Raw genomic sequence first — 22,283 nt, 5'->3', positions numbered from 1 at the left:
TAAGAGCTAAAACAGAAACTTGATTGATTATAGACCGGGGGTGCCTATTTTGGAACGGTTGAGTACCCAGCGATTAAAATCTTGATTATTAATGATGCCGTTGCCATCGGCGTCGATAGATAAGTAATGACCAATGGCTGATGCGTTCACCTTCCATTTATTGTAATCGGTACTATTGATCACATCATTGGCGTCGTAATCACCACTATACATGACCAGTTTACTCCCCACAGATTTAAGTTGCGACGTCCCCTTAACCGCGGTGGCATCGGTCGTAAAATCAACGAGTTGGTTGTCGACCATTGGCCTGCCTGAGAGAATGGCCAGGTGATTACGATGGTGTATCGATGCATACATCGGTTCTGATGACGTGGAAAAGACAACCCCTTCTGTTCCATCAGAACGAATCAACGTACCATCGTTTCGAACAAAGGCTGCTTTTTGGGATAGCACCTCACCCGCTGCATTTCGGGCTACAACCAGCACCCAATCCGTCACATTGGCCGGGAAAGTTGTGACTTGTTCGGAGCCAGTATATGACCAGGGAGCCGATGAATAGGGCTGTTGTTTAGGAAGCAGATTACCAGAAACCAACAAGCTGTGCATTAGCCCGGTGGTCGCATTCGTAAATCCTTCAAGGAGCACTTTTGCCCGGTATAGCAACACACAGTTCGTTACCAGAACCGAGGTACTGGCCACACTCGTACAACCGGCTACACTAGTAACGGTTACCGAATACGCACCGGATGCCACAACGATAAGCTGGGCATCCGTCTGCCCTGTACTCCATCGGTATTGACTTCCTGCGCTGGCAACAAGCGTTAGCGATTGACCGCTGCAAACCGACGTAGCCGACGAAGAAATACTAGCAATAAAGGCGGCAGGTTGACCTACCGTTACAACAAGACTCTGACTACAACCCGCATTGGTGACAGTAGCGGTATAGCTCCCCGCCGATAAACCAGAGAAGGTTCCTGTTGTACTTGTCTGATTGCCCAGTGAATAGGAAAAAGGGGCCGTCCCTCCTACTAATAAGAGGCTAACGATTCCGTCCTGTTTACCAGCACAGGTCGCAGGAATTGCCAGCGCCGACAAACTAAAACAGGAAGGTGGCGTGGGGTTGTCGATTACTAAGGTGTAATCTTCGGCCTCGCCATAATTATACGGATCGCAAGGGCTTTCGACCAACCCATCGGCATAATACTGACTACGTAACCGGAGCCGGGTCTGACCAGCGGAGAATGACGCCGGTATGGTTAGCGTACCCGTTAGAGAAGGCGTCAAATACTGCGTAGCTGACGACTGAAAAAGCTTTTCGGTATCACTAAAAACTCCATCCTGATTGCTATCAAGCCAGATGGTTAGGTGTTGCTTAATATAGCTTCCGACATTTCCCGTAATGGCACTGGCTGTAAACGAGTATACATGCCCCGACTGTACTTTATGCAAAATATCCGAATAGTCGGAGTAGCCATCCAGGCCAATACCGGTCGCTACAGAACGTAAAGTAGACTGGCTTCCCGTTAGTATAAAGTCATCAATTCGTGGAAAAAAATTTCCAATAGGCCAGGTGTAAACAGGTACGCAGTAAAACTGGCCTACATTGACCTTCGCTATCGCGCTATATTGGGTAGTTGCATTTGAGGCCTTGACCCGATAATAATAGGTGGTATTCGCCAGTACAGTGCCGTCCGTATAGGAAAATGAATCAGGAGGTAAACTACCAATGACCGTAAAATTGGTAGTAGAATCAAGCGAACGTTCAATAAGAAATCCAGCAGCATTGGTTCCGGAATACGAAAACTGAAGTTGTGCCCCTGCTACTCCCGTTTGAGCCATAACAGAAAGCCCCGTTGGTGCTACAACTGAATTGTCGGCACAAGTCAGGGCATAGGCGTTACCCGGATCGAGTCGCAGGCTTAGGCCATCCGTCATCCGGGCATACTGTCCGGCTGTAAACGATTTACTCATGCCGCAGGAAAAATAATACGACATAATATTGGCGATTAACGGATTAAATAAATCCCCGTTGGCATCCTTACTCGTCCCGGTATAACTACAGCCAGATGTGGTAGCCCCGGTCATGCCATACGGATCGGCGGGGGTATCGCACACAAAGTCACCAGCGGTTGTACAGTTAGGGCCAAACGGTCGTCCCTGCAACGCTTCTCCAGGGCGAATCACGAGTTCGCGATTGGCGATCGTGCTGCTCTGATTGTTTTGAAACGTATGATAGAGATTAAAATAATGACCCAGCTCGTGGGCGAGTGTATAGTCCGTTACCTGGCTGGCTTTCAAAAATACCCGGTTCGTGGTAGCCTGTGCGTTTGGGTAGTAGGCGTACCCTGTTACCTGACTACCTGCGTAGGTTAGTGTATTAACCAGATAAACATTGATGGCATTCGATACATCATTTCCGTCGGCCAGCAAGCTCTCTTCCGTATTATCATAATCGAACAAGGCCGTATTGTTGATATAATGCGGTAGCTTACCACATAGATAAAAGGCGATATTGATCGGTTGATACAGCTGATTGATTAATACCAGTGCCTGGTTCAGACTGGCGATGTCGGCCCCACCCGTTCCATCGTTCTGACGCACGACATGAAATCGGATGGGTATGTACTGGAGTTGTGTTGCACGTCGGCCAGCAGGAAGTGAGTGCTTAGGGGCGATCAATTGCTCTTGCCAAATCAGTTGATCGTCTGTTAACTGAGGAGTCCCGCAAATAGCCTGTGCTCTACTCTGGCCAGCTATAAACAGAAGTTGAATAAGAAGCAGAATACCAAGTGTTTGAGTAACCCTGGACATGGGGTTGAATAGGACTGAGGTAGAACATTTAAGATGAATAATGTGGTATTTTCATCGCATCTCAAACATTGTACCAGGAAGTAAATACTATTCAGAATATTGATGATAAAACAGCATTTATAAATACTATTTTACCTAGCTAAATATCAATTAAAATACATAAAAGTGATAGTAGTTGATACAAAACGGCGTTTAAACGTTAGTTACAATACTGCTTTACAAAACCACCATCATACCAGGTTTTTCATGCCTTAAGTAGCTTCAGCAAGAGCACCAAACTAAACTCTTTTCCTTCCTAATAGTTAGTGAGTAAACGGATGGATAGCCTCAACCAACACCAGAAACAAGGCTTACTTAACTTCCTGATGATTATGGAAAATACGAACAACGCCGATCAACAAAGCCCCGACCAAACAGCAGGTAATTCGATAAAAGGGCTCTCGCCCCAACATAATAATCCGCCCGAAAACAACGAAGAGGAAGATGCCGTTGTATATGCAGGTCTGGGCGTAAACAACCAACCCGATATTTTAAACCCCGGCGACGAAGAAGCGTCGGACACACTTTTGTATACCGACACGGCTACGGCACGTCATGCAACCGATGAACTCTCGAACGATGAAGAGCCCGACGAGTTTACCGAAGATGATTTAGCGGACGACGACTTGTCGGATGAAGAGATAGACGAAGAAATCGCCGAACTCGAAGAAGAGGAAGAAGAAGGTAACGAGCGCTATTAGCCCGATCTAATACATAATCGTTAAAACAAAAAAGCGATGCCGAGAATGTCTCAGCATCGCTTTTTTGTTTACAGAAAACCAGACAGTTATGGATGATCCCCAATCCGTTTGGCTCGTTTGGTTTGTTTAACTAGCAAAGGCACGCAACTGGCGGGCGGACAATCGCAAACAGTAGATGGTAACAACACCGTTACATCGGTATAACAACCAGAAGCATTGTACACCCGAACCGTATAAGCCTGAGCCGAAACGGGGTTAGCCAGATTACTCACGATCACACCATTTGCCGGAATAACCTGCTTCGTGCCCGACAATACGGCAGCCTCATTGAAACTGGTTCCCAGCGAATACTGGTAGGTGTAGGTCGGTTTGAATGCGCTCAGCACAATTTTACCATTGCTTTGCGCTACAATACCTGAACAACCGACGGGCACTGTTGTAGCCTGGAAGGTAGGTAGCGTATCCTCTTCCACAATAAAGGGACAGCAACTGAAATCGGGGCACTTGCCGGTAACATTATCCACAGCCAGGCTGTAGGTACCGGGCGCACTCACATCCAGGATGTTTGTCGTCTGGCCTGCGATCTCCACATTATCCTTATACCATTTGTACGACGAACGGCCCAGAGCGGCTGTTAAGCGGAACGTATATGCCTGCCCCGCACACATAACAAACGGAACAGAGGTACAAACCGAAGCGGTATCGCCAGGAATAGTAGCCACGTTGTACAAAATACCCGAGCTATCAGCAACGGCCTGGAAGGTCAGGCTTAAGCTCTGCCCTGCCGACAGCGTACCAACGGTCCAGGTGTTGACGGCTCCCGGCGTAAACGTGGTTCCCACTGGCGCAGTAGCTGAGTTCGTTACATACGTCAGCCCTATACTTGACGAATCGCGCACCACTACGTTGGTAGCTGAAACACTGCCTGAATTGGCCACAACAATCGTATACGTCAACACATCGCCAATTTTCGCTTTTGATTTATCCACGAATTTATCCAGCGACACTGTCGGACTGAGCTTGTAATAGCCCATGTCCACTGTCGGGTTGAATTCACCAGCCGTCAGGCTATATACACCCGTCAGCCCCGTAGTTGGGTTACCATCCGAATCAGTGGTATCATTGCCTATGTTCTGTAATGTAGCCGAATAGCCCACAGGTGCCGTGAAACTTACTGAGTAAGGTACGCTTGGTGTTAAGCCCTTGAACGAGTAGAAGCCCGATGCATTGGTCGTTGTGGTTGCTACAACTGTTCCAGAACTCAACAGCGTTACCGTGACGTTTTGGATACCCGGCTCACCCGCATCCTGCTGGCCGTTATGATTCGCATCTTCGAAAACAAAGTCGCCCAGACCTGCCAACTGATAAAAGCCCGCATCATAGGTATGATTGACTGTACCACTGGCGCCTGTTGTCAGGCTAATGACGGGAGCAGCACTACCATCAACTGTTGTTACCAGCGCGTCAGAGTCGTTCATGTCGTTGGCATTCGTGGTGCTGCTGTTCGCTTTGGTTAGCACATACGAGTTGCCACTGAGAGCCAATTGATTGCCATCAAATTGTGTTTTACCAAACACAATTTGATACGCTATATTGGGCTGTATAGCGGTGTTTGAAACGGTACCGGCCAGGGTGCTACTAATAGGGCTATTGTTGAAATAGTACTCCCCATCGGCATTCGTACTTGTCGTGGCAACCAGCGTTCCATTTTGATAGAGTGAAACGGTTACGCCTGCCAAAGGTGGTTCGCACGCATCCTGCACGCCATCCGTATTATCGTCACGCCAGACCCGGTTACCGATTTCTAAATAGGTGGGTACATCACAGGCTATTTCAATATCACCTAAACCAGCCGCTTTGCCAAGCAATCCAGTGCCGATCCCACCCTGGTAAACCCCATATGTACTGGCTTTGAGACCTGTAGTATTGTTAAATTTAATAACACCCCCCATATCGTAAGAACCATAATCAGGTACGTTATCAACTGGATCAATAGATGTGCTTACTACTTCTCCTGAACCGGGTCGTAAGGCTAAGCCACCCAATGCGGTTTCAGCGTGTTGTAATCCACCCTCAGCAATTAAATTTTCATTGTAGAATTCACCAAAACCTGGCCCCTGGTTGTTCGTTGGGCTAGACCCTATTTCAGGCCCAGCTTTCGCTGCATTCTCAAGAATGAAGGCATTATTTGACGAATAGGCTCTAAGAATATCGCCCCCTGACGTCACACTGTAAAGTGGCGATGTATTACCCAAGGGTGAATAGTTTGCGCTACCTGCCATCAACGAGGCACGGTCGGCAAACCCTAATACTAAGGAACCATCGATATCAAACTCGATATCGGACAGGATTGGCATTGGATACGTAAAGCCTTTAACGCCATTTATATCGCGCACCACAGTGGTCATCTTGGCAAAATCATTGGTCCACGGATACCAGCCTGTCCGGGTAGCTAACCCACTATTGGGGTCAGCAAAGCCCTTTGGATACGTCAGGGGGAAATCAAAAATGGTTGACCAGCTTACCCCATTGTAAGCGAAAACAAATGCACGTAAATCTGCTTTATCCTGTGATACACCTGCATCACAAACAGCCCCAACATAGACCGTTCCTTTGAGCACCTTCAAGCCAAATGGCCGGTACGTCCCATTTGCACAGGCAGGATTTGTAATAGGGACCGAAGTCACATTAGCCGCGGTGGGTAGTGTGGTTCCGTCGGCGTTATAGGCACTGATATCGATCGAATATAACTTCTTATCATAAAGGTTCACAAACCAAAGTTTGTTGCCATCGTCACTAATCTCTATATCGCCCAGGCCAACCGTGCCAATTTTACTAAAGGCGTCGGTATCAAAACTAGGTGAGGTCTTACTAGCTGATAACCCTCGAGCCGTATTTGACAGAACTGGACTAGCTGGATCCTCTACAACAATGCCTAATGTGCGGACATCAATGAAACTGGTCATTGTTGCCGACGCTGGATTGGTTACGTCAGCGACATAAATTCCCCCAATCCCTAAGGGGCCTAGCCCAACATGGCGACGTAATACAGCGGCCGAAAACACACGCTTTGTATACTTGTTGTACGCAACTCCCCATAGCGACCCAACCTGACCCGCCGTAGCTATATGGGTTGGCCCAACGTAGCCTGTTAGCTTCGGTGCACCCGTAGCGCTGTAGGGAAAACTGACAAAGGCGTCGGCGTCAGAACTGGTAGTCCCACTAACTAAGGGGTCCCCGTTTACATAGCAGGGCACAAAAAGCTGGGGGTTGGCCTGGCAGTAATCTGTAGGGTCAAGAACGCCTAAATCAACGCCACAAGTGGGGCTCTTAACGAATTGTACAGTTGTTTGACCATCAGTTCCATGAAGCGTGCCCATACCCGCATAGGCAGGTAGGTTGCTGAATTCAACCCGAACTGGATAGTTAGTCTGCGGAATAGTGAGCGCATATTGACCGAAATTATCCGTTGTGGTCGTGTATTTCGTACCGTCGCAGGCAATAGCCGTTACAGAAACCGATGAAATCCCGGTTGTTTCACCAGCATTTTTAGTTCCATCAGCATTATAATCATTAAAAACTGTTCCGCCCAATTGATTGCCAGTAGCACAGTCCGTAGGTGGACAGGCTGCTGGCGCAATGTATGTCTGGGTTACTGTACAGTCTGGACTATCAGAAAAAACGGCCGTAATCGTTCCAGATGCGCCGTCGGCTGGTATTTCGAAGGCAACAACCTGTGGTGAGACAATCAATTGCGTTGCGTTACCTACCTGATAGCCATAGTCGACGGTAATCGTGCCAGGTGTAATCGTCCGACTCTGCACGCCTGCCGTTACGACTATATACCCATTTGTGGGAGCATCTGTCCAGGCAACTTCTACACTAACAGTTGCTTTACTAACGCCACTTACTGAATAACAACCCGACACATCGACCCGGTTAAACGTAAGCGAGCAAGGGGCCGTGGTTTGTGACGTTAACAAACTGCCTAAGCCCTGCGATGGGTCACGCGGCTCTTTTCCCTCTATTCTAGTTGCTCCAGACGGGGCAGAAAAAGCAAGCTGTGCAGGTAGACCAGTTACGAAGGTAAATGTCTTGGCAATTACCGAAACAGCTACAAAAAGGCAGAGCCAAAGCACTGTTCGTGGAACAGATTGTACAAGATTTTTCATAAATGATTTGTAGATGTATGCGTAAGAGTTAGTGTCCGAAGCTTTTGCAGCAGTTGATTAGCGACTTGTAGTTCGTACGAAAAAACAGCAACGAACTGGAAATCATTTATCCTGAACAACTACCTAACTCTACAGCAACCACATATACAAATGCTATACCAACAGGGCAGTAATGTTTTAGATTAATAAAATAAAGGCAATAATTGAATATAAATAAAGGAACTATTTTACTAATTTAATATATAAGTAACAGTGTGTATAATTATCAAAAATTGGAATTCACCTAATTCTAGCTGCGCTCAATTATCAATAACTATACCATGCTTTCTCTTTTAGATAGCATTCGCTGATAAAAAACGCTCGGAATGGTATCTGGAGTGGCCGTTGGGCCAATCGGTGCTGACTTGTTGTATTACTAGATTAACGTGACGCTGGAATTCGCTTTTTTCAGTTGGTGGACAACTAAATCCTATACTGGTTTTAAATTTTTCGCCCCGATAGGGGCTTAACAGCGCAGTATAGCCTATAAATGAGTTTCCCGCTAGTTGTCGTGCCGTAGGTACGTAACTGATCATGGATCACGTACCTACGGCACGATAAGTGTATCTTGGGCCTACTTCTTCTACCGACGCTATGCTGTTTTATCCCTATGGGATGAGTTGTTCCCCACATACAAATTAGGCGGCTCGTAACCATTGCTGCGGTGTCTCCGTTTGAGCCGCAGTAAGCCTGACGTCTTCGGCCACGGTTAGTCTGTGCAGTTCAGTTGTAGTATAGTTTTGACATGCCAAAAATGCCGATGCGACTTCCTGTTGCCCAAGGTCGATGAGCAGATAATCGTACTGGCGCAGCAATAAATGAATGCGTATAACCAGCCCAGGATCGCCCAGAAGTGTTTCTGTCTGAATTTTACCTGCCCAGGGTGTAGTTAGGTAATTCAGCCATTGGCCGAGGTTAGCATTGGCCTCCTGCTTGGCTGCCCGGTGAGTAGCTGCCGTTAAGGGTTGATTATCGTCCTGCGAAACGGCAAAGGCATAAACAACCGTTAGGTCGATAGCATCTATTTGATTGGCAGCCCAACGGTTTATGGTCAGTGCTAAATCAACAGAACAGTCGGTGAGCAACAGGGCTTTTTTCATGTGTCATTACAGCAAATAATCTTGCCAAAATTACACCGACGCTCCGCTACCCAACGTGAGAAAGCTCACCTAGAAAACTGATTCTCATCAACAAAGGTTGGCCGTCTACCAATTGGCCCGACGCAGTTTGTCGGGCTGAAGCACCCGGATACCTCCCCCACTTACTTCAATCAGGCCATCCTGTTTGAATTCGCTTAAGGTTCGAATCAACGATTCGGTAGCGGTGCCGATAACGGCCGCCAAATCATCGCGGGAGAGTTGAATAGGTGGAGCAGGTTCTCCGGTTGGCAAGGGCTCCTGAAGTCGCAGAAGTGCATTGGCCACTCGCCTACGAAGTGAACTATAGGCCATCCCCAACAACTGATCTTCTTTTTCGCTGACACGCCCCGCCAGCAACCGGACAAACTGCCGCCCGACTTCGGGTTGAGCGGTTAGCAGTTGCAGGAAATCCTGCTTTGGAATGTAGACCAGTTCGGAGTCATCGAGCGTCAGCGCCGAATCGGTATAGGCGGTCTCTTCCAGCAAGGCCAGATCACCAAAAAACTCACCTGCCCCATAGAGGCCCGTTACTAATTCTTTGCCATCATTATTGGTTCGTGTGGTTTTAACGCGGCCGCTTTTTACGAAATACAAGCGCGTGGGTTCGTCGCCCTCCGTGTACACAAACTGTTTTTTGGTAACGTGGTGCGTTTTCCGATCGGCCGACAAACCTTGCAAACCACCCGTTTTATGCGCGTCATCCAGAAACTGTGCAAGCCCTTCCTGTTTCAGATCATATTGTTCGGCCTGAAGCTTACTGAACCGATTGAGCCTTCCTTCGACCGCATTGAGCAGTTCCGTATCATCGAACGGTTTGGTCAGATAGTCGTCGGCGCCCAGTTCCATGCCTTTCCGAAAATCAACCCGTTCTGATTTTGCCGTCAGGAAAATGAACGGAATGCCATTGAGTTCTGGGTTTTTATTGACAATGTGCAACACGCCATAACCGTCCAGAACGGGCATCATAATGTCGCAGATTATCAAATCGGGGTGGCTGGCCAGCGCCTGCTCAATTCCGATCTTTCCGTTTTCGGCGGTTAGCGTTCGATAGCCCGCCAGTTCTAAAATTTCGGCCGTATTCTCCCGAATATCGGTGTTGTCTTCAATGATCAGGATAGTTTTCATGAGGAAGAAAAAGAGTAACCGTAGTGCCTTCGCCCAATTGGCTGGCTAGTTCGATAGTGCCATTCAGCAATTCGAGGTAGCGGGCAACAATATGCAAACCGAGGCCCGTTCCGGCGAAGTTAGTGGCGTTTTTGGCTCGGAAGAATCGTTCGAATAAGTGTTTCTGATCATCAGCCGAAATGCCAATTCCCTTATCCTGAATCGTAATTGTCAGATCAGTTTCCCGACATTGGGCACTCACAAAAATAGATTGATTATCAGACGAATACTTAATTGCATTCGATAGTAAGTTGACCAGAATTTTTCGCAATAAAGACGGGTCGGTCTGGATGGGTTGCGGACAATCGAATTGCGTTTCAATTTTTTGCCCGGCTTTCAGGCTGCCCTGTAAATCGGCAAACGCTTCGTCGACCAGTTTCGGCAACTCGACCCACGAGAAAGTCGCTTCAATCCGGCCTTCTTCGAGTCGCCCAACCGACAAAAACTCCTCCAGAATATCGTTCAGGTGATTGACCGACGCTTTAATTCGTTGAATGTGCCGAAGTCGTTTGTCCTGCTGATCGGTTTCAGGATACTTCTCGATCAGCGAGGCCGATGTCAATACGGCACTCAAAGGGGTTCTAAACTCGTGCGATGCCATCGACACAAACCGGGACTTCAGTTCACCCAGTTCGCGCTCGGCAGCTAAGGCTTTGGCTAGTTCATCTTTCGACTGTTCGAGCTGATGCAACGTGGCCATCAGCGCGTGTGTGCGATCAATGACTTTCTGCTCCAGTTCGGCGTTGAGTTGTTCAATGCGGCTTTTTTGTTCCAACAGGGTTCGTTCGGCTTCTTTCTTGGCAGTAATGTCGATGATGTACCCCACTGCCAACAGGGCGCCCTCCCGATAAAAATAACTCAGGCTAATTTCTGCCGGGAACACCGAACCGTCTTTCCGTTTGGCAAACAGATCGCGCCCGTGGCCCATAGCCCGCACCTGTGGATTGGCATTGAATGAAGCTCTCAATGCAGCGTGACGACCGGCAACCGAATCAGGAACAAGCGCATCGATGGATACCTCATGCATCTCCTCCTCGGTATATCCAAACAACGTACGGGCATACCGATTCGTCGACCGAATACGGCCCTGTTCATCGCAAACGATGATGCCAATGGTGGCATGCGTAAAAACGGCCTCAAACGAGTCGTCGAACATAAAAAGCAAATCTTTCTGATTGCAAAGTAAACGCCCACAATCCGAATGCGGTTGACAAAAATCAGTTTTTCTATTGATCTGACTCACGATTCAGGAGCGACAGGGAAGCCAATTTTGAGTCATTAACCGACTATTGGCATGACACCTCCTTCTTCGTTGCTGACGGATTTACCTCAACGGCCTGTGCTGCTGGTCTTTACGTCGGCATCCCATACTCAACGTGTCGAAATTGACCAGCTTCTGGAAAAGGCACAATCGGTATTAAGCCCAACCGTAAAGATCATGCGTGTTAGCGAAACAACGCACCCAGAAGTCGTTCGCAGTTTTGGGTTTACTACCCTACCAGCCTTTGTTCTGCTTCAACAAGGTTTGGAATTATGGCGCTACTCGGGCCCTGTGGATAATCCAGAGCTTTTTTATCAGATGAATCAGACATTTTCCCAAACCCATTAACAGCTATCCTGTATGAATTCCAACGAGGTCAATCCGTCGCTTCCTTTACTTGAACAAACGGCTTCCTGCCAGCACGAGCACCAGCATTGGCAACAAATTATTCGCCAGCAGGAAGAAGAGATTCGTAATCTCCGATCGTTGTTACTCGACGTTATGAATCTCTATAACTGTCGCAGTTTGCGGCACGATGCGGTTGATTATTATCGGGACCTGAACCAGCTACAAACCAAGCTCACTCGATTGAACCGCGACTTGATCTGCGAAGGCATTGAGTGCCCGGTTGTACTGAATCAACCCACCTGCACCAATACGCACTTTGGCTTGTCGGCTACCATTGAACGCCATGCGACAGCGCTTGCCAATGAGTTTTCCCGGATCAAAGATGGCTGCCTCCAGTTTTTGTCGGGCATGATGAGTCTGAACCTGCTGTAAGCGGTTGACTTCACTAAATTTTGGCTCCTAACCCATAAGACGCTATACTTGTTGCGATCTAGCCAACGCGACATGTACGAGCGCCTTCAAACGCATATTGACCGACTGGTCGACCTCACCGAAAGCGAGTTTGCCCAGTTGAAAACGTTTTTCATTCCCAAAAAACTGCGGAGGAAGCAGTACATTCTCCAGGAAGGCGACCTCTGTAAATACATCTCCTTTGTCGAAAAAGGTCTTTTACGAACATACACGGTTGATGCCAAGGGCACTGAGCACATTGTTCAGTTTGCCCCGGAAGGCTGGTGGACGTCGGATATGTACAGCTACCTAACCGGCGAACGCTCGCAATACAACATCGAAGCGCTCGAAGACTCCGAACTGCTCCTGCTGGATCGGAGCAATATGGAACGCATGCTTGAAAGCATCCCTAAACTAGAGCGTTTCTTTCGGATTATGCTCCAGAACAATTACATAGCCACGCACCGCCGGGTTGTGAGTTCACTGAGTCAATCGGCCGAGGAAAACTACACCGAATTCGTACAGCGTTACCCGGATATTGTGCAGCGCGTTCCGCAGCATATGATTGCTTCGTATCTGGGCATTACGCCCGCCTTCCTCAGCCGGATTCGCGCCCGAAAACACACGGATGATTGAGTTTTGTTGGTACTTTTAGGGTGGCTATTGGCTTAACGCAGCAATTAATCGCTATTCCTCCAGGATCATTTGTCATCAATCATGACCCTATAAAAAGTTGATTTGGGCTAGGTAAAGCCCTTTCTTGAGCCCTAATTTCATGGCTTTTTACCCGCCTTTGTGAAATAGTACCATCTATTTGTTTCCTGACCAAGCCACCGTATAGTCCCAAATTTCCTGCTGTTAATGAACAATAACCAACTTGACACAAAGCCGCATTATCAACTATTAGATGGACTTCGGGGAGTAGCCGCTATTATCGTCGTATTCTTTCACCTTACCGAGCCACTTGCCAGCAGCCACCTCGACAATGTTGTCAATCATGGTTACCTCGCCGTTGATTTTTTCTTTCTCCTATCCGGCTTTGTCATTGGGTATGCGTATGACAACCGATGGGACCAATTAACCATTAGCGGCTTTCTTCGGCGCCGATTCGAACGACTGCAACCACTCGTTGTTTTGGGCATGACGCTCGGTGCCATAGGTTTTTACTTTACCGACTCCACCATATGGCCGCTTATTCATACCGTTCCTGTATGGAAACTGATCGTCGTTATGCTAATCGGTTGGACGATTTTGCCCATCCCACTTTCTATGGACATACGCGGCTGGCAAGAAATGCATCCGCTCAATAGTGTTGGCTGGTCGTTATTTTTCGAATACATCGCGAATATTCTTTACGCCCTGGGTTTGCGAAAACTATCGAATAAAGTATTGGCGTGTTTTGTCGTACTGGCGGGTGCCGTGCTGTTGCATTTTGCCATTACAAACCCAAACGGCGATGTTACCGGCGGCTGGACGTTGAACGTCGAACAGATGCGTATTGGCATAACACGTACGATCTTTCCATTTTTTGCGGGTCTACTTTTATCGCGGGTATCACGGCCTACCTCTATCAAACATGCGTTCTTAGGGTGTAGTCTGTTGGTGGCAGTTGTTTTGTTTATGCCACGAATAGGCGGTGCCAACCATCTTTGGATGAATGGTTTGTACGAAGCGTTTTGCATCATCATTGTCTTTCCGCTCATTGTTTATATCGGGGCCAGCGGTGTGGTGCGTAGTCCCACGGAAGAGAAAATCTGCAAGTTCCTCGGTGATCTTTCTTATCCCTTATACATGACACATTATGTGCTTGTCTATTTCTATGTGGCCTGGGTAAGCAATCACAAAGGCATCACATTAGGGCAGGCCTGGCCCTATGCACTGCTCACCTTTTCAGGAGCTATTGTGTTAGCTTATGCTAGTTTAAAGCTGTACGATGAACCAGCACGAGCCTGGCTGCGAAAAAAACTGAAGTAGCGAAAAGAAAAATAGACTGCATTAGACTCCTTATGTGCATTCCTAGGCCTGTGTCCTCACAGGCCATTTTCTTTTCAGCCATACACTCACTAGTGCTTTGGCAAACTAGATTCTAGGGGATTCTATGGATTCTCGGGGCCGCCCGCGCGGCTGGTCCTATTGTACTGATAATCAAAGACAATAGAATCCAAAGAATCGATAGAAACTAAATTGGACGAGTACTAGCCTTTCGGTAGGTCAAAATCCAAACCAAGATTTAGAAAATTATTTTTCAATTATCGATTATCAATAAATATTTATCTATATTTGCTCAATATTTACTAAAAAACAACAAACATGACACGTAAATCAACGAGAACGCAACAGATCCTAAGTGTGATGCAAATCCTCACCTGGATAGCCTACATCGGGCTTTGTATAAAAACCGGAGCCATTCTGATTTCTTTTGGCGTGAGCTTCATCAACCCAGAGGCTGTAAAGAATCTCTACAAGGGGCTGGATCTCGATCACCTTCGGCAAATGAACATCACCTATTATGTTTTGCTGGTCTCCTTCATCTTAGCGATACTGATGCTGAAAGCGCACGCTCTCTTTCTGACAACCACAATTCTGTCGAAGATTTCGCTGGCAAACCCGTTTACAATGGAGGTCGCCCAGACCCTCGAAAAGATCAGTTATGTTTTAGTAAGCGCCTGGATTGTCGGCTCACTCAGCAACGCCTATACGTCCTGGCTACTAAAAAGAACTGGAGAGTCTTTCAGTAGTGGCGCTACCGACGAACTCTTGTTTATGGCTGGTCTCGTATTCATTATTTCGCAGGTGTTCAAGCGGGGCGTGGAAATCCAGGCAGAAAATGAATTAACCGTATAAGCCATGCCGATTATTGTCAACCTGGATGTGATGATGGCCAAGCGCAAGACGTCATTAAATGAGCTTTCGGAAAAAGTGGATCTTACGCTGGCCAACCTTTCGATTCTCAAAACCGGAAAGGCCAAAGCCATACGATTCAGTACCCTTGAAGCGATCTGCAAAGCATTAGATTGCCAGCCCGGCGATTTACTGGAGTATGTAGACCACGAGTAAGTAATCTTGGCTATTTAGCAATGCTTATTCACTATCTGTACGACCCCTTCAGGGTCAAATGTTTATAGTAAATCCCATGTGCTATAAACATTTGACCTTGAAGGAATACAAGATAGAGCGCAACGCTATTCAACAAGAAACTATTACCTTGTTGCTTTAGAGCCCTATAGACAGCTGAGAAACCATGCTTCAATACATTATCTGGAATGTTGATCCCGAACTAATCCGCATTGGCTCCTGGCCCGTAAGATGGTACGGTTTACTATTCGCTGCGGGCTTTCTGATTGGGGTTCAGATTATGAAGTACATTTTCAGCGTGGAGAAGAAGCCCCTTTCCGACCTTGATCCACTACTCATGACAATGGTGTTATCAACTATTCTGGGGGCCAGACTGGGACATTTTCTGTTTTACGAACCCTATATGTTCATCCAGAATCCGTTGTACATCATAACTCCTCCTTTTGGTGGGCTAGCTAGTCATGGTGGTATAATCGGTATCGTTATTGGCCTTTGGTTTTACGTGCGTCGTCAGTCAAGTCAAGCCAGCGGTCAAACGTTTTTGTGGGTTAGCGACCGCATAGCTATTATCGCAGCCTTAGGTGGTGCCTTCATTCGGTTTGGTAATCTGATGAACTCCGAGATTTTCGGAAAGCCAACCGATGTCCCCTGGGCGTTTGTCTTCGTAAGAGATCATGACTACAGTCAGGTGCCCCGTCACCCTACTCAGCTATACGAATCCCTATCTTATTTGGTCCTATTTTTCAGTTTGTTCTGGTATTGGCGATCGTACCGAAAACAGTCAGCTCCCGGTACAATGCTTGGTATAGCGCTCATTTGGGTATTCGGTTTCCGGTTTGTCTGGGAGTTTTTCAAGGAAAATCAGGTGGCCTTTGAAGATAGTATGAGCCTCAATATGGGTCAGTTATTGAGCGTACCAGCCATTCTGCTCGGCCTGATTTTACTGTTAAGAAACTTCTTCCGACCTGCTTCATTGATTCCGGTAGCTCTGGTTATTCAGTCGTCAAGCCTTTGTTATCAGTGCGATTATCAGTCGGCTTTATCGCCTTCCAACAAAGCCCAATCCAGACCGTGCGACGACCTAATTTCTGGTCAAAAGCATCCTCAAATGCAGCATTTTCAAGGTCGTATTACATGGGCTAAAAAGCCGGTTTCTACATTGAGATTACAAGCGTATTCGTAGTGACTGTTGCAAAAGTCGCCAAGTGAAAGTCCCACACCATTTACCAACAAAACATCCTTAAGAAATGCCCTCACGAGTCAAGCTGAACCTTATTCTAAGCTATTGTTTATGGATGCTTCTGCGTACACAGGCAGGCTTCTGTCAAACCCTCGAACCTCTTGAATTAGCCAAACGAATTTTTGATAAAGAAGGCTTCGCTGACCTTCCTAATTATATTGAAGGGAACGACTACAACGGGCATCCCAATGGTCAGGATTTACCGAAAAACTCAACGACCCGATTTCAACTGCTCAGTCAAACAGATCAGCGGGCCGTAGTGGCTTTGACTGTGTTAGATGTGTACATCGCTAATAAAAAGAATTTACCTGCCATGAGTGCGGATCTGATCATTATGCTCCGAGAAATCGGGGATGGATGGTATGTGTATAAGACAACCTAAATCCTATTCCTATCTACTTCTTCATTGACCTTGTACAACGTTATTTCTTGTACTAGATCATCGTTTTTGCCTATTGGATGGCGGTAATTTTGTCGTATCAACGTCAGGGGTCGGCAAATCGACTCAGCACCATGAAGCAGACAATCGCCATAATCGGTTCGGGTAATTTGGGGGCAGCCCTGGCTATCCGATTACGTAACAGCCCCTATCGACTGCTCATTTTCGATCAGGATTTATCTAAAGCACAGGCCCTAACTGAGCAGCTTTTGACGGCCACTCCTACTGCCGAAGTGGAAGCTATCGACTGCCCGACAAATGCGTCCTGGGAAGCCGACATCATTGTGTTGGCCGTTCCCGAATCGTCAAAAAAAGAGGTGGCTGATCGAATCAGAGACGTGGCCGTTTGCAAAATCGTCATCCGTCTTTATACACCATTGCATGATGAAGACAGCCGTCATTTTGAGTCTACAGCTATTCACGTGGGCGAGGAATTACAACAACGGCTTCCGAATTCTAAGGTTGTGAACGTAATCATCATGGGCGAAGAACGAACAGATGCATTTCTCATCAGCACGTATCCGGAAGCACTGATTACGGTTTCAACGCTAATTCAGCAAGCTGGTTTGAATCCCATCGTTGCCGAAGACTGGTCGGTAGATAGCACAAAAATTCTTTGACAGGATTTACAAGATTCACAGGATTAATACTATGAGACAGACAATCCTGTAAATCCTGTCGAAAACAACTTATATATGGAACGGAAACAGTTTGTAAAGACCATTCTAACAGGAGCAATTACAATGAACACTTTATCAGCCTTTAAACAATTTACCGACGATCTGGACGAAGCAGGCCCTCTCATGCCCGTTCTGTTTGTTGGGCACGGATCGCCGATGAACGGCATCGAAGACAATGAATTCAGCCGTCGCTGGACACATATGGCGAAGGAAATTCCAACACCAACGGCTGTTCTGGTCGTTTCGGCGCACTGGTTTACGAAAGGCACTAAAATCACGGCGATGGATTTCCCAGAAACCATTCACGACTTCGGCGGCTTTCCCAAAGCGTTGTTTGATGTACAGTATCCAGCCCCCGGCAATCCAGCGTTAGCCAAAGAAACAGCCACCTTGCTTCACTCCGCCCATGTCGAATTAGCACACGATTGGGGCCTGGATCACGGCACCTGGACAATCGTCCGGCACATGTATCCTGAGGCTAAAATTCCCGTTTTGCAATTGAGCATCGACTATACCAAAGGTCCGCAATATCACTATGATTTAGCCCGCGAACTCTATGCGTTACGCAAGAAAGGCGTGCTGATTATCGGTAGCGGGAACATGGTCCATAATCTGCGCATGGTGGCCTGGGATAAAATGGACGTGCCCAACTATGGCTTCGATTGGGCAAAATCGCTCAACGACAAGTTCAAACAGTTGATTAGCGACGGCGACGTTAAGCCACTCATCAATTACAACATGCTGGGTCGGGAAGCTGCTTTAGCGATTCCCACGCCCGAGCACTACCTGCCGCTATTATACAGCTTAGGTCTGCAAGGGACCAAAGATTCCGTCTCGTTCTTTAACGACCGGGCCGTAGCGGGTTCGTTGACGATGACGTCGGTGAAGATTGGGTAATTGGGCTGGTTGCATGGAGCATGGTGTACGGTGCAGGGGATGTGGAACAGCGCAGCTATAACCCCTGCTCCACGCACCTTGCTCCATGCGGCCTAATTCACCTTCACATAATCAACCTCCGGCTTGGCCAGTACTGTTGCGGCAGGTTTTACGCCCAGAATTTCGTGCACATTCCGCCGGATATTCTGGGCAATTTGATTCAGGGGCAAGTCGTTGCAATCCAGTCCGAATGGTTCTTCAATTTCATCGCCAATCATCTCGATACCGATCAAGGCATAGGCTGCCAGTGTGGTTGCAATGATGCCGAAATAGCCGTAGTTAGAAACGAGAACCAAGGGGATCAGCAACACATACATTGTAATAAACAGCTTGATAAAGAAGCTGTAGGAGAACGGAATCGGTGTTTTTTTGATGCGCTCGCAGGAACCCGTTATATCCAGCAATGCCTGATGATAAAGCCGAATGGTAATTAAATCGGCGTCGTTGAGAAGGCCATCCTGACGTAATAGCTGAAATCGACGAGTGAGTAAAGCCGCTATCCGGCTGGGGATATGCACGTAATCGGAGAGGGTTTTCAGTTGGTCATCGCCCGCTTCTTCGAGTTCTGTAAACTCAACACCTGTACGCAGATGGCCTTTGAGTGCCAGCGCAAAATTAGACAGCGTTCGGGCGAAGAAAACTCGATTTGTTTGTGCGTCATCGGGCAAAAGTCCATCCAGCAAAACGGCCAGATTACGGCTGTAATTAACTAACAATCCCCACTGTCGGCGTCCCTCCCAGAATCGATCATAAGCGGTATTGGTCCGAAATACCAGTAATAAACTGAGCGTGATACCTAATAGGGAAAAGAGTGTTCCGTCGAACGGTACATGGATATCGGCAACATGCTGATCGATTAAAGTTAGCAAAACACCGTAAAGGCTTACATACCCCACGCGTTGCAAAAGAACCCGAATACTGTAGCTGGTGTGGAAATGCTTAAGCGCGCCAAACCAATTTTTTGCTTCGTAAATAATCACCGGTTGTAGAAGAATAGTGTGTTATTGTTTCTCACGTAAAGAATCAATATACACATTCATCTTCAGCTGGCAAGTCCTGGCCGGGTATTGGGGAGGGGAATCGGGAAAACAATTATTTCCCGGTCAACAATCCATGACAGATCGGGATAACATCTGCCGGTCCAATTGGCAACTGATACTCAGCCATTCCCCGGCCAATGAGTAATACTGCGATAACGATCGTCGCGCCCGAGAGTACTTGATTCAGTCGTTGCCGACCAATAATGGGTAACCAGCTTGTGATCAGATTAACACCTAGAAGCGCAGGCAATGTACCCAGCCCGAACAATAACATATACGAGGCTCCGGCTAAGGGCGTATGCGTCGACAGCGTTCCGGCTAGCGCCAGATAGGTAAATCCGCAGGGCAACAGGCCATTCAGTATACCCAATCCGGCAAAATTCCAGCGCCGAGGTTGCTGAACATACTGCCCGAATAGTTTCGATATTCGGACCGTTAACCAGGGCCAGTGGAAACGGGCAGGCAAACTTTTCCGCCACAGAAAGCTCACCAACAAAACAATCCCGCACCCGATAGCCAGCGGCCGCTGCCACCCTATGAAGTTCAGTCCAAAACCCAATATACCCGCCAACGCCCCCAGCATACTGTAGATGGCAATTCGCCCGGTATGGTACAGACCAACAGCTTGCCATCGCTGTTCACGCGGTAATCGGCCAACCGGCAACGCAGCCACCAGCGGTCCGCACATACCTACGCAATGCAGACTACTGATCAGACCCGTCAGGAAAGCGGTGGCAAGCCAGGGCGACATGGTTTATAGAAAAATTTGTTCCTCTTTATAATACTCCCGGTGCCCATCCGACCACGTGAACTGCACGCGCCAGTTCCCTTTTGCCATGGCTTTTGTCGGAACCACCTGCCGGGTTGGGTGTCTGGCTGCAATAGCCACCCGAAAATCCTGCCGACTGTCACCGGGACGATAAAATGTGATTTCGCCTTTCTGAAGGCTCGTGGGCAGCACAAACACGATCTGCTGCTGATCGGCCAGATACGTCATAGCTGTCGCGGAATTAAGGTCTGAGTTGATTTGTTGGGCGTTGCTCACCCGGTCGATGTGTTGCTGATATTCGATTTCGTTCTGATAATAATTATCATTGACCAGATCGATGCGCTCGCGGGTCATCCGGTACACCATCGTACCAATGAAGCCCCCAAAGAGCACAAACACGAGAATAATTGATTTTCCCCAGTTCATAAGTAATGAGCGAAAGAGTGAATGAGTGAAAGAGTGAATGAATAATTGACGAGCCTGTTCGCTCTTTCACTCATTCACTCTTTCGCTCATTGTACCGGTCCTAAAAATGTTGTTTTGACTTGATCGAGTACGACGCCTTCGGAGACGATCTCGACCGTTAGCTTCGTACTACTCTCATGAATGGACTTCTCGGGGAGTAGTATAAAAAACATGCCTTTGGTTAGTTCATCGGCGGGTGCTTTCGTGATGGGTTGAACCATCCTCAACGTAGCTCCCGGATAATCGACACGGAACGTAACGGGTTTTGTCTGATGCGTTTTGTTGACCAATTCGATTAGGTACAAGTTGGACACCAGTCCGCCTTTCTCACGCTGATACAATTGCCCCGGTGCCCGAAGGAGCGTCGTATCCAGATCGCTACGGCTCCACAACAGGAAGCCCAACACGCCCATCAATAGCAACAGAACCGCACTGTAACCCTTCATACGGCTCGTTAGCCGCCACGGCTTACGCGTCTGTATCCCATCCAGCGAATCGTGACGAATCAAACCCCGAGGTCGCCCGATCTTATCCATGATGTCATCACAGGCATCGATGCATTGCGTACAGCTTACACACTCCATCTGACTACCATTTCGAATATCGATTCCCGTTGGACAAACCTGTACACAAAGCTTACAATCAATACAATCGCCTTTTGGCTCGGAGCTCGGCGCAAGGGGCAGGGGGTAGAAAGTGTTAAGGTTTGCCCCTGCTTCCGTGCTCCGAGCCCCCTGCTCCCTGCTCTTTTTCCCCCTCGGCTCCCCGCGAACATCGTCGTAGGCGACAATGACTGACTGCTTGTCCAGTAATACACTTTGAAGACGTCCGTATGGGCAGATAGTCGTACAAACGATTTCGCGTACGTAGGCAAATACCGCATAGAAAACGCCCGTGAACAGCAGGATCGTAGTTAGCCCCACAAGGTGATTAGCGGGGTTATCGGTGATGACCACCAGTAGGGCATCTTTGCCAATGATGTAAGCAAGAAACGTGTTGGCGATTAAGAACGATACCAGAAAAAAGAGGCTGTACTTGAGTGATTTCTTCCAGATTTTCTCTGTGGTCCAGGGCGATGCATCCAGTCGTTTACGGGCATTATGGTCGCCTTCAATCCAGATTTCGATTTTCCGAAAAACCATTTCCAGAAAAACCGTTTGTGGGCAAATCCAGCCACAGAATACTCGTCCGTAAATAACCGTAAACAAGGCAACGAAGACGATGAATACCAGCAGGCCAATGGCAACCAGATAAAAATCCTGTGGCCAGAACGTTACGCCAAAAAAGTTAAACTTCCGCTCAAGAATATTAAACAGAAAGAGCGGTTGCCCATTGTAGCTCAGAAATGGCCCGGCAAACAGCATGGCCAGAAAGACCCAGGCTACTCCCGTCCGCCAGCGATAATAACGTCCTTTAACAACACGCGGATAAAGCCACTGTCGTTTGTTAGTCGTCGTTGTTACAGATGGGGATGGAGCGTTGAGATGCGGTGTCATTGTTTTGTATTTTTTGTCA

20 protein-coding genes are annotated in these 22,283 nt (G+C 47.7%); 11 read left to right on the top strand and 9 right to left on the bottom strand.

All coding sequences use genetic code 11. The features are described from left to right. Window positions 1-27 precede the first annotated feature (27 nt). The gene (locus ACYVGR_RS22105) at window positions 28-2,811 is read right to left on the bottom strand and encodes a GEVED domain-containing protein (RefSeq protein ID WP_460960724.1); all 2,784 of its coding nucleotides are present in this window, start codon (window positions 2,809-2,811) and stop codon (window positions 28-30) included. 317 nt (window positions 2,812-3,128) lie between these two features. Between ACYVGR_RS22105 and ACYVGR_RS22100 the strand changes: the two genes are divergently transcribed. Continuing rightward, entirely contained in the window at window positions 3,129-3,551 is a 423-nt protein-coding gene (locus ACYVGR_RS22100; protein ID WP_460960722.1) for a hypothetical protein, read from the top strand. A gap of 86 nt (window positions 3,552-3,637) precedes the next feature. On the opposite strand, the gene ACYVGR_RS22095 is transcribed toward ACYVGR_RS22100, so the two are convergent. The 4 genes from ACYVGR_RS22095 to ACYVGR_RS22080 all read right to left on the bottom strand — a co-directional run bounded on the left by ACYVGR_RS22095 (window position 3,638) and on the right by ACYVGR_RS22080 (window position 11,221). Continuing rightward, window positions 3,638-7,723, bottom strand: coding sequence for an SdrD B-like domain-containing protein (locus ACYVGR_RS22095; protein ID WP_460960719.1), 4,086 nt, complete (start codon window positions 7,721-7,723; stop codon window positions 3,638-3,640). Window positions 7,724-8,400: 677 nt separating this feature from the next. Then, window positions 8,401-8,862 carry a hypothetical protein gene (locus ACYVGR_RS22090; protein ID WP_460960717.1) on the bottom strand — a complete coding sequence of 154 codons (462 nt, stop codon included), beginning with the start codon at window positions 8,860-8,862 and terminating at the stop codon, window positions 8,401-8,403. Window positions 8,863-8,967: 105 nt separating this feature from the next. After that, window positions 8,968-10,026 (bottom strand): response regulator, encoded by a 1,059-nt coding sequence (locus ACYVGR_RS22085; RefSeq protein ID WP_460960715.1) that lies wholly within the window; start codon window positions 10,024-10,026, stop codon window positions 8,968-8,970. After that, window positions 10,004-11,221: a PAS domain-containing sensor histidine kinase gene (locus ACYVGR_RS22080; RefSeq protein WP_460960712.1), complete on the bottom strand. Its 1,218-nt coding sequence runs from the start codon at window positions 11,219-11,221 to the stop codon at window positions 10,004-10,006. The genes ACYVGR_RS22085 and ACYVGR_RS22080 overlap by 23 nt, the downstream gene beginning before the upstream one ends. Window positions 11,222-11,359: 138 nt before the next feature. Between ACYVGR_RS22080 and ACYVGR_RS22075 the strand changes: the two genes are divergently transcribed. The 10 genes from ACYVGR_RS22075 to ygiD all read left to right on the top strand — a co-directional run bounded on the left by ACYVGR_RS22075 (window position 11,360) and on the right by ygiD (window position 18,455). Further along, the gene (locus ACYVGR_RS22075; RefSeq protein WP_460960710.1) at window positions 11,360-11,674 is read left to right on the top strand and encodes a thioredoxin domain-containing protein; all 315 of its coding nucleotides are present in this window, start codon (window positions 11,360-11,362) and stop codon (window positions 11,672-11,674) included. A gap of 12 nt (window positions 11,675-11,686) precedes the next feature. Next, window positions 11,687-12,106, top strand: a complete 420-nt coding sequence (locus ACYVGR_RS22070) for a hypothetical protein (RefSeq protein ID WP_460960708.1) — start codon at window positions 11,687-11,689, stop codon at window positions 12,104-12,106. A gap of 72 nt (window positions 12,107-12,178) precedes the next feature. Then, the gene (locus tag ACYVGR_RS22065) at window positions 12,179-12,760 is read left to right on the top strand and encodes a Crp/Fnr family transcriptional regulator (RefSeq protein ID WP_460960706.1); all 582 of its coding nucleotides are present in this window, start codon (window positions 12,179-12,181) and stop codon (window positions 12,758-12,760) included. A gap of 225 nt (window positions 12,761-12,985) precedes the next feature. Further along, entirely contained in the window at window positions 12,986-14,098 is a 1,113-nt protein-coding gene (locus ACYVGR_RS22060; protein ID WP_460960704.1) for an acyltransferase family protein, read from the top strand. A 336-nt stretch (window positions 14,099-14,434) separates the two neighbouring features. After that, window positions 14,435-14,968, top strand: coding sequence for a DUF2975 domain-containing protein (locus ACYVGR_RS22055; protein ID WP_460960702.1), 534 nt, complete (start codon window positions 14,435-14,437; stop codon window positions 14,966-14,968). Between the two features lie 3 nt (window positions 14,969-14,971). Then, entirely contained in the window at window positions 14,972-15,181 is a 210-nt protein-coding gene (locus tag ACYVGR_RS22050) for a helix-turn-helix domain-containing protein (RefSeq protein ID WP_460960700.1), read from the top strand. A gap of 184 nt (window positions 15,182-15,365) precedes the next feature. Next, on the top strand, window positions 15,366-16,382 hold the full coding sequence (gene lgt, locus ACYVGR_RS22045; protein ID WP_460960698.1) for a prolipoprotein diacylglyceryl transferase: 1,017 nt from the start codon (window positions 15,366-15,368) through the stop codon (window positions 16,380-16,382). A gap of 64 nt (window positions 16,383-16,446) precedes the next feature. Beyond that, window positions 16,447-16,821, top strand: coding sequence for a hypothetical protein (locus ACYVGR_RS22040; protein WP_460960696.1), 375 nt, complete (start codon window positions 16,447-16,449; stop codon window positions 16,819-16,821). A gap of 131 nt (window positions 16,822-16,952) precedes the next feature. Next, the gene (locus ACYVGR_RS22035; protein ID WP_460960695.1) at window positions 16,953-17,498 is read left to right on the top strand and encodes an NAD(P)-binding domain-containing protein; all 546 of its coding nucleotides are present in this window, start codon (window positions 16,953-16,955) and stop codon (window positions 17,496-17,498) included. A 123-nt stretch (window positions 17,499-17,621) separates the two neighbouring features. Further along, complete coding sequence (gene ygiD / locus ACYVGR_RS22030; RefSeq protein WP_460960694.1) at window positions 17,622-18,455, top strand: 4,5-DOPA-extradiol-dioxygenase; 834 nt, start codon at window positions 17,622-17,624, stop codon at window positions 18,453-18,455. Window positions 18,456-18,547: 92 nt separating this feature from the next. Here the strand turns inward: ygiD and ACYVGR_RS22025 are convergent, their stop codons facing one another. The 4 genes from ACYVGR_RS22025 to ccoG form a co-directional block, all read right to left on the bottom strand. Beyond that, window positions 18,548-19,474 (bottom strand): bestrophin family protein, encoded by a 927-nt coding sequence (locus ACYVGR_RS22025; RefSeq protein ID WP_460960691.1) that lies wholly within the window; start codon window positions 19,472-19,474, stop codon window positions 18,548-18,550. 112 nt (window positions 19,475-19,586) lie between these two features. Beyond that, on the bottom strand, window positions 19,587-20,285 hold the full coding sequence (locus tag ACYVGR_RS22020; protein ID WP_460960689.1) for a sulfite exporter TauE/SafE family protein: 699 nt from the start codon (window positions 20,283-20,285) through the stop codon (window positions 19,587-19,589). 3 nt (window positions 20,286-20,288) lie between these two features. Then, the gene (locus tag ACYVGR_RS22015) at window positions 20,289-20,729 is read right to left on the bottom strand and encodes a FixH family protein (RefSeq protein ID WP_460960687.1); all 441 of its coding nucleotides are present in this window, start codon (window positions 20,727-20,729) and stop codon (window positions 20,289-20,291) included. An 86-nt stretch (window positions 20,730-20,815) separates the two neighbouring features. Beyond that, window positions 20,816-22,264 (bottom strand): cytochrome c oxidase accessory protein CcoG, encoded by a 1,449-nt coding sequence (gene ccoG / locus ACYVGR_RS22010; RefSeq protein ID WP_460960685.1) that lies wholly within the window; start codon window positions 22,262-22,264, stop codon window positions 20,816-20,818. Window positions 22,265-22,283: the final 19 nt, after the last annotated feature.

The organism is Spirosoma litoris (genome assembly GCF_054776755.1).
The sequence above is the reverse complement of the archived record's forward strand: the minus strand, read 5'-3'. Positions and strand labels throughout refer to the sequence as shown.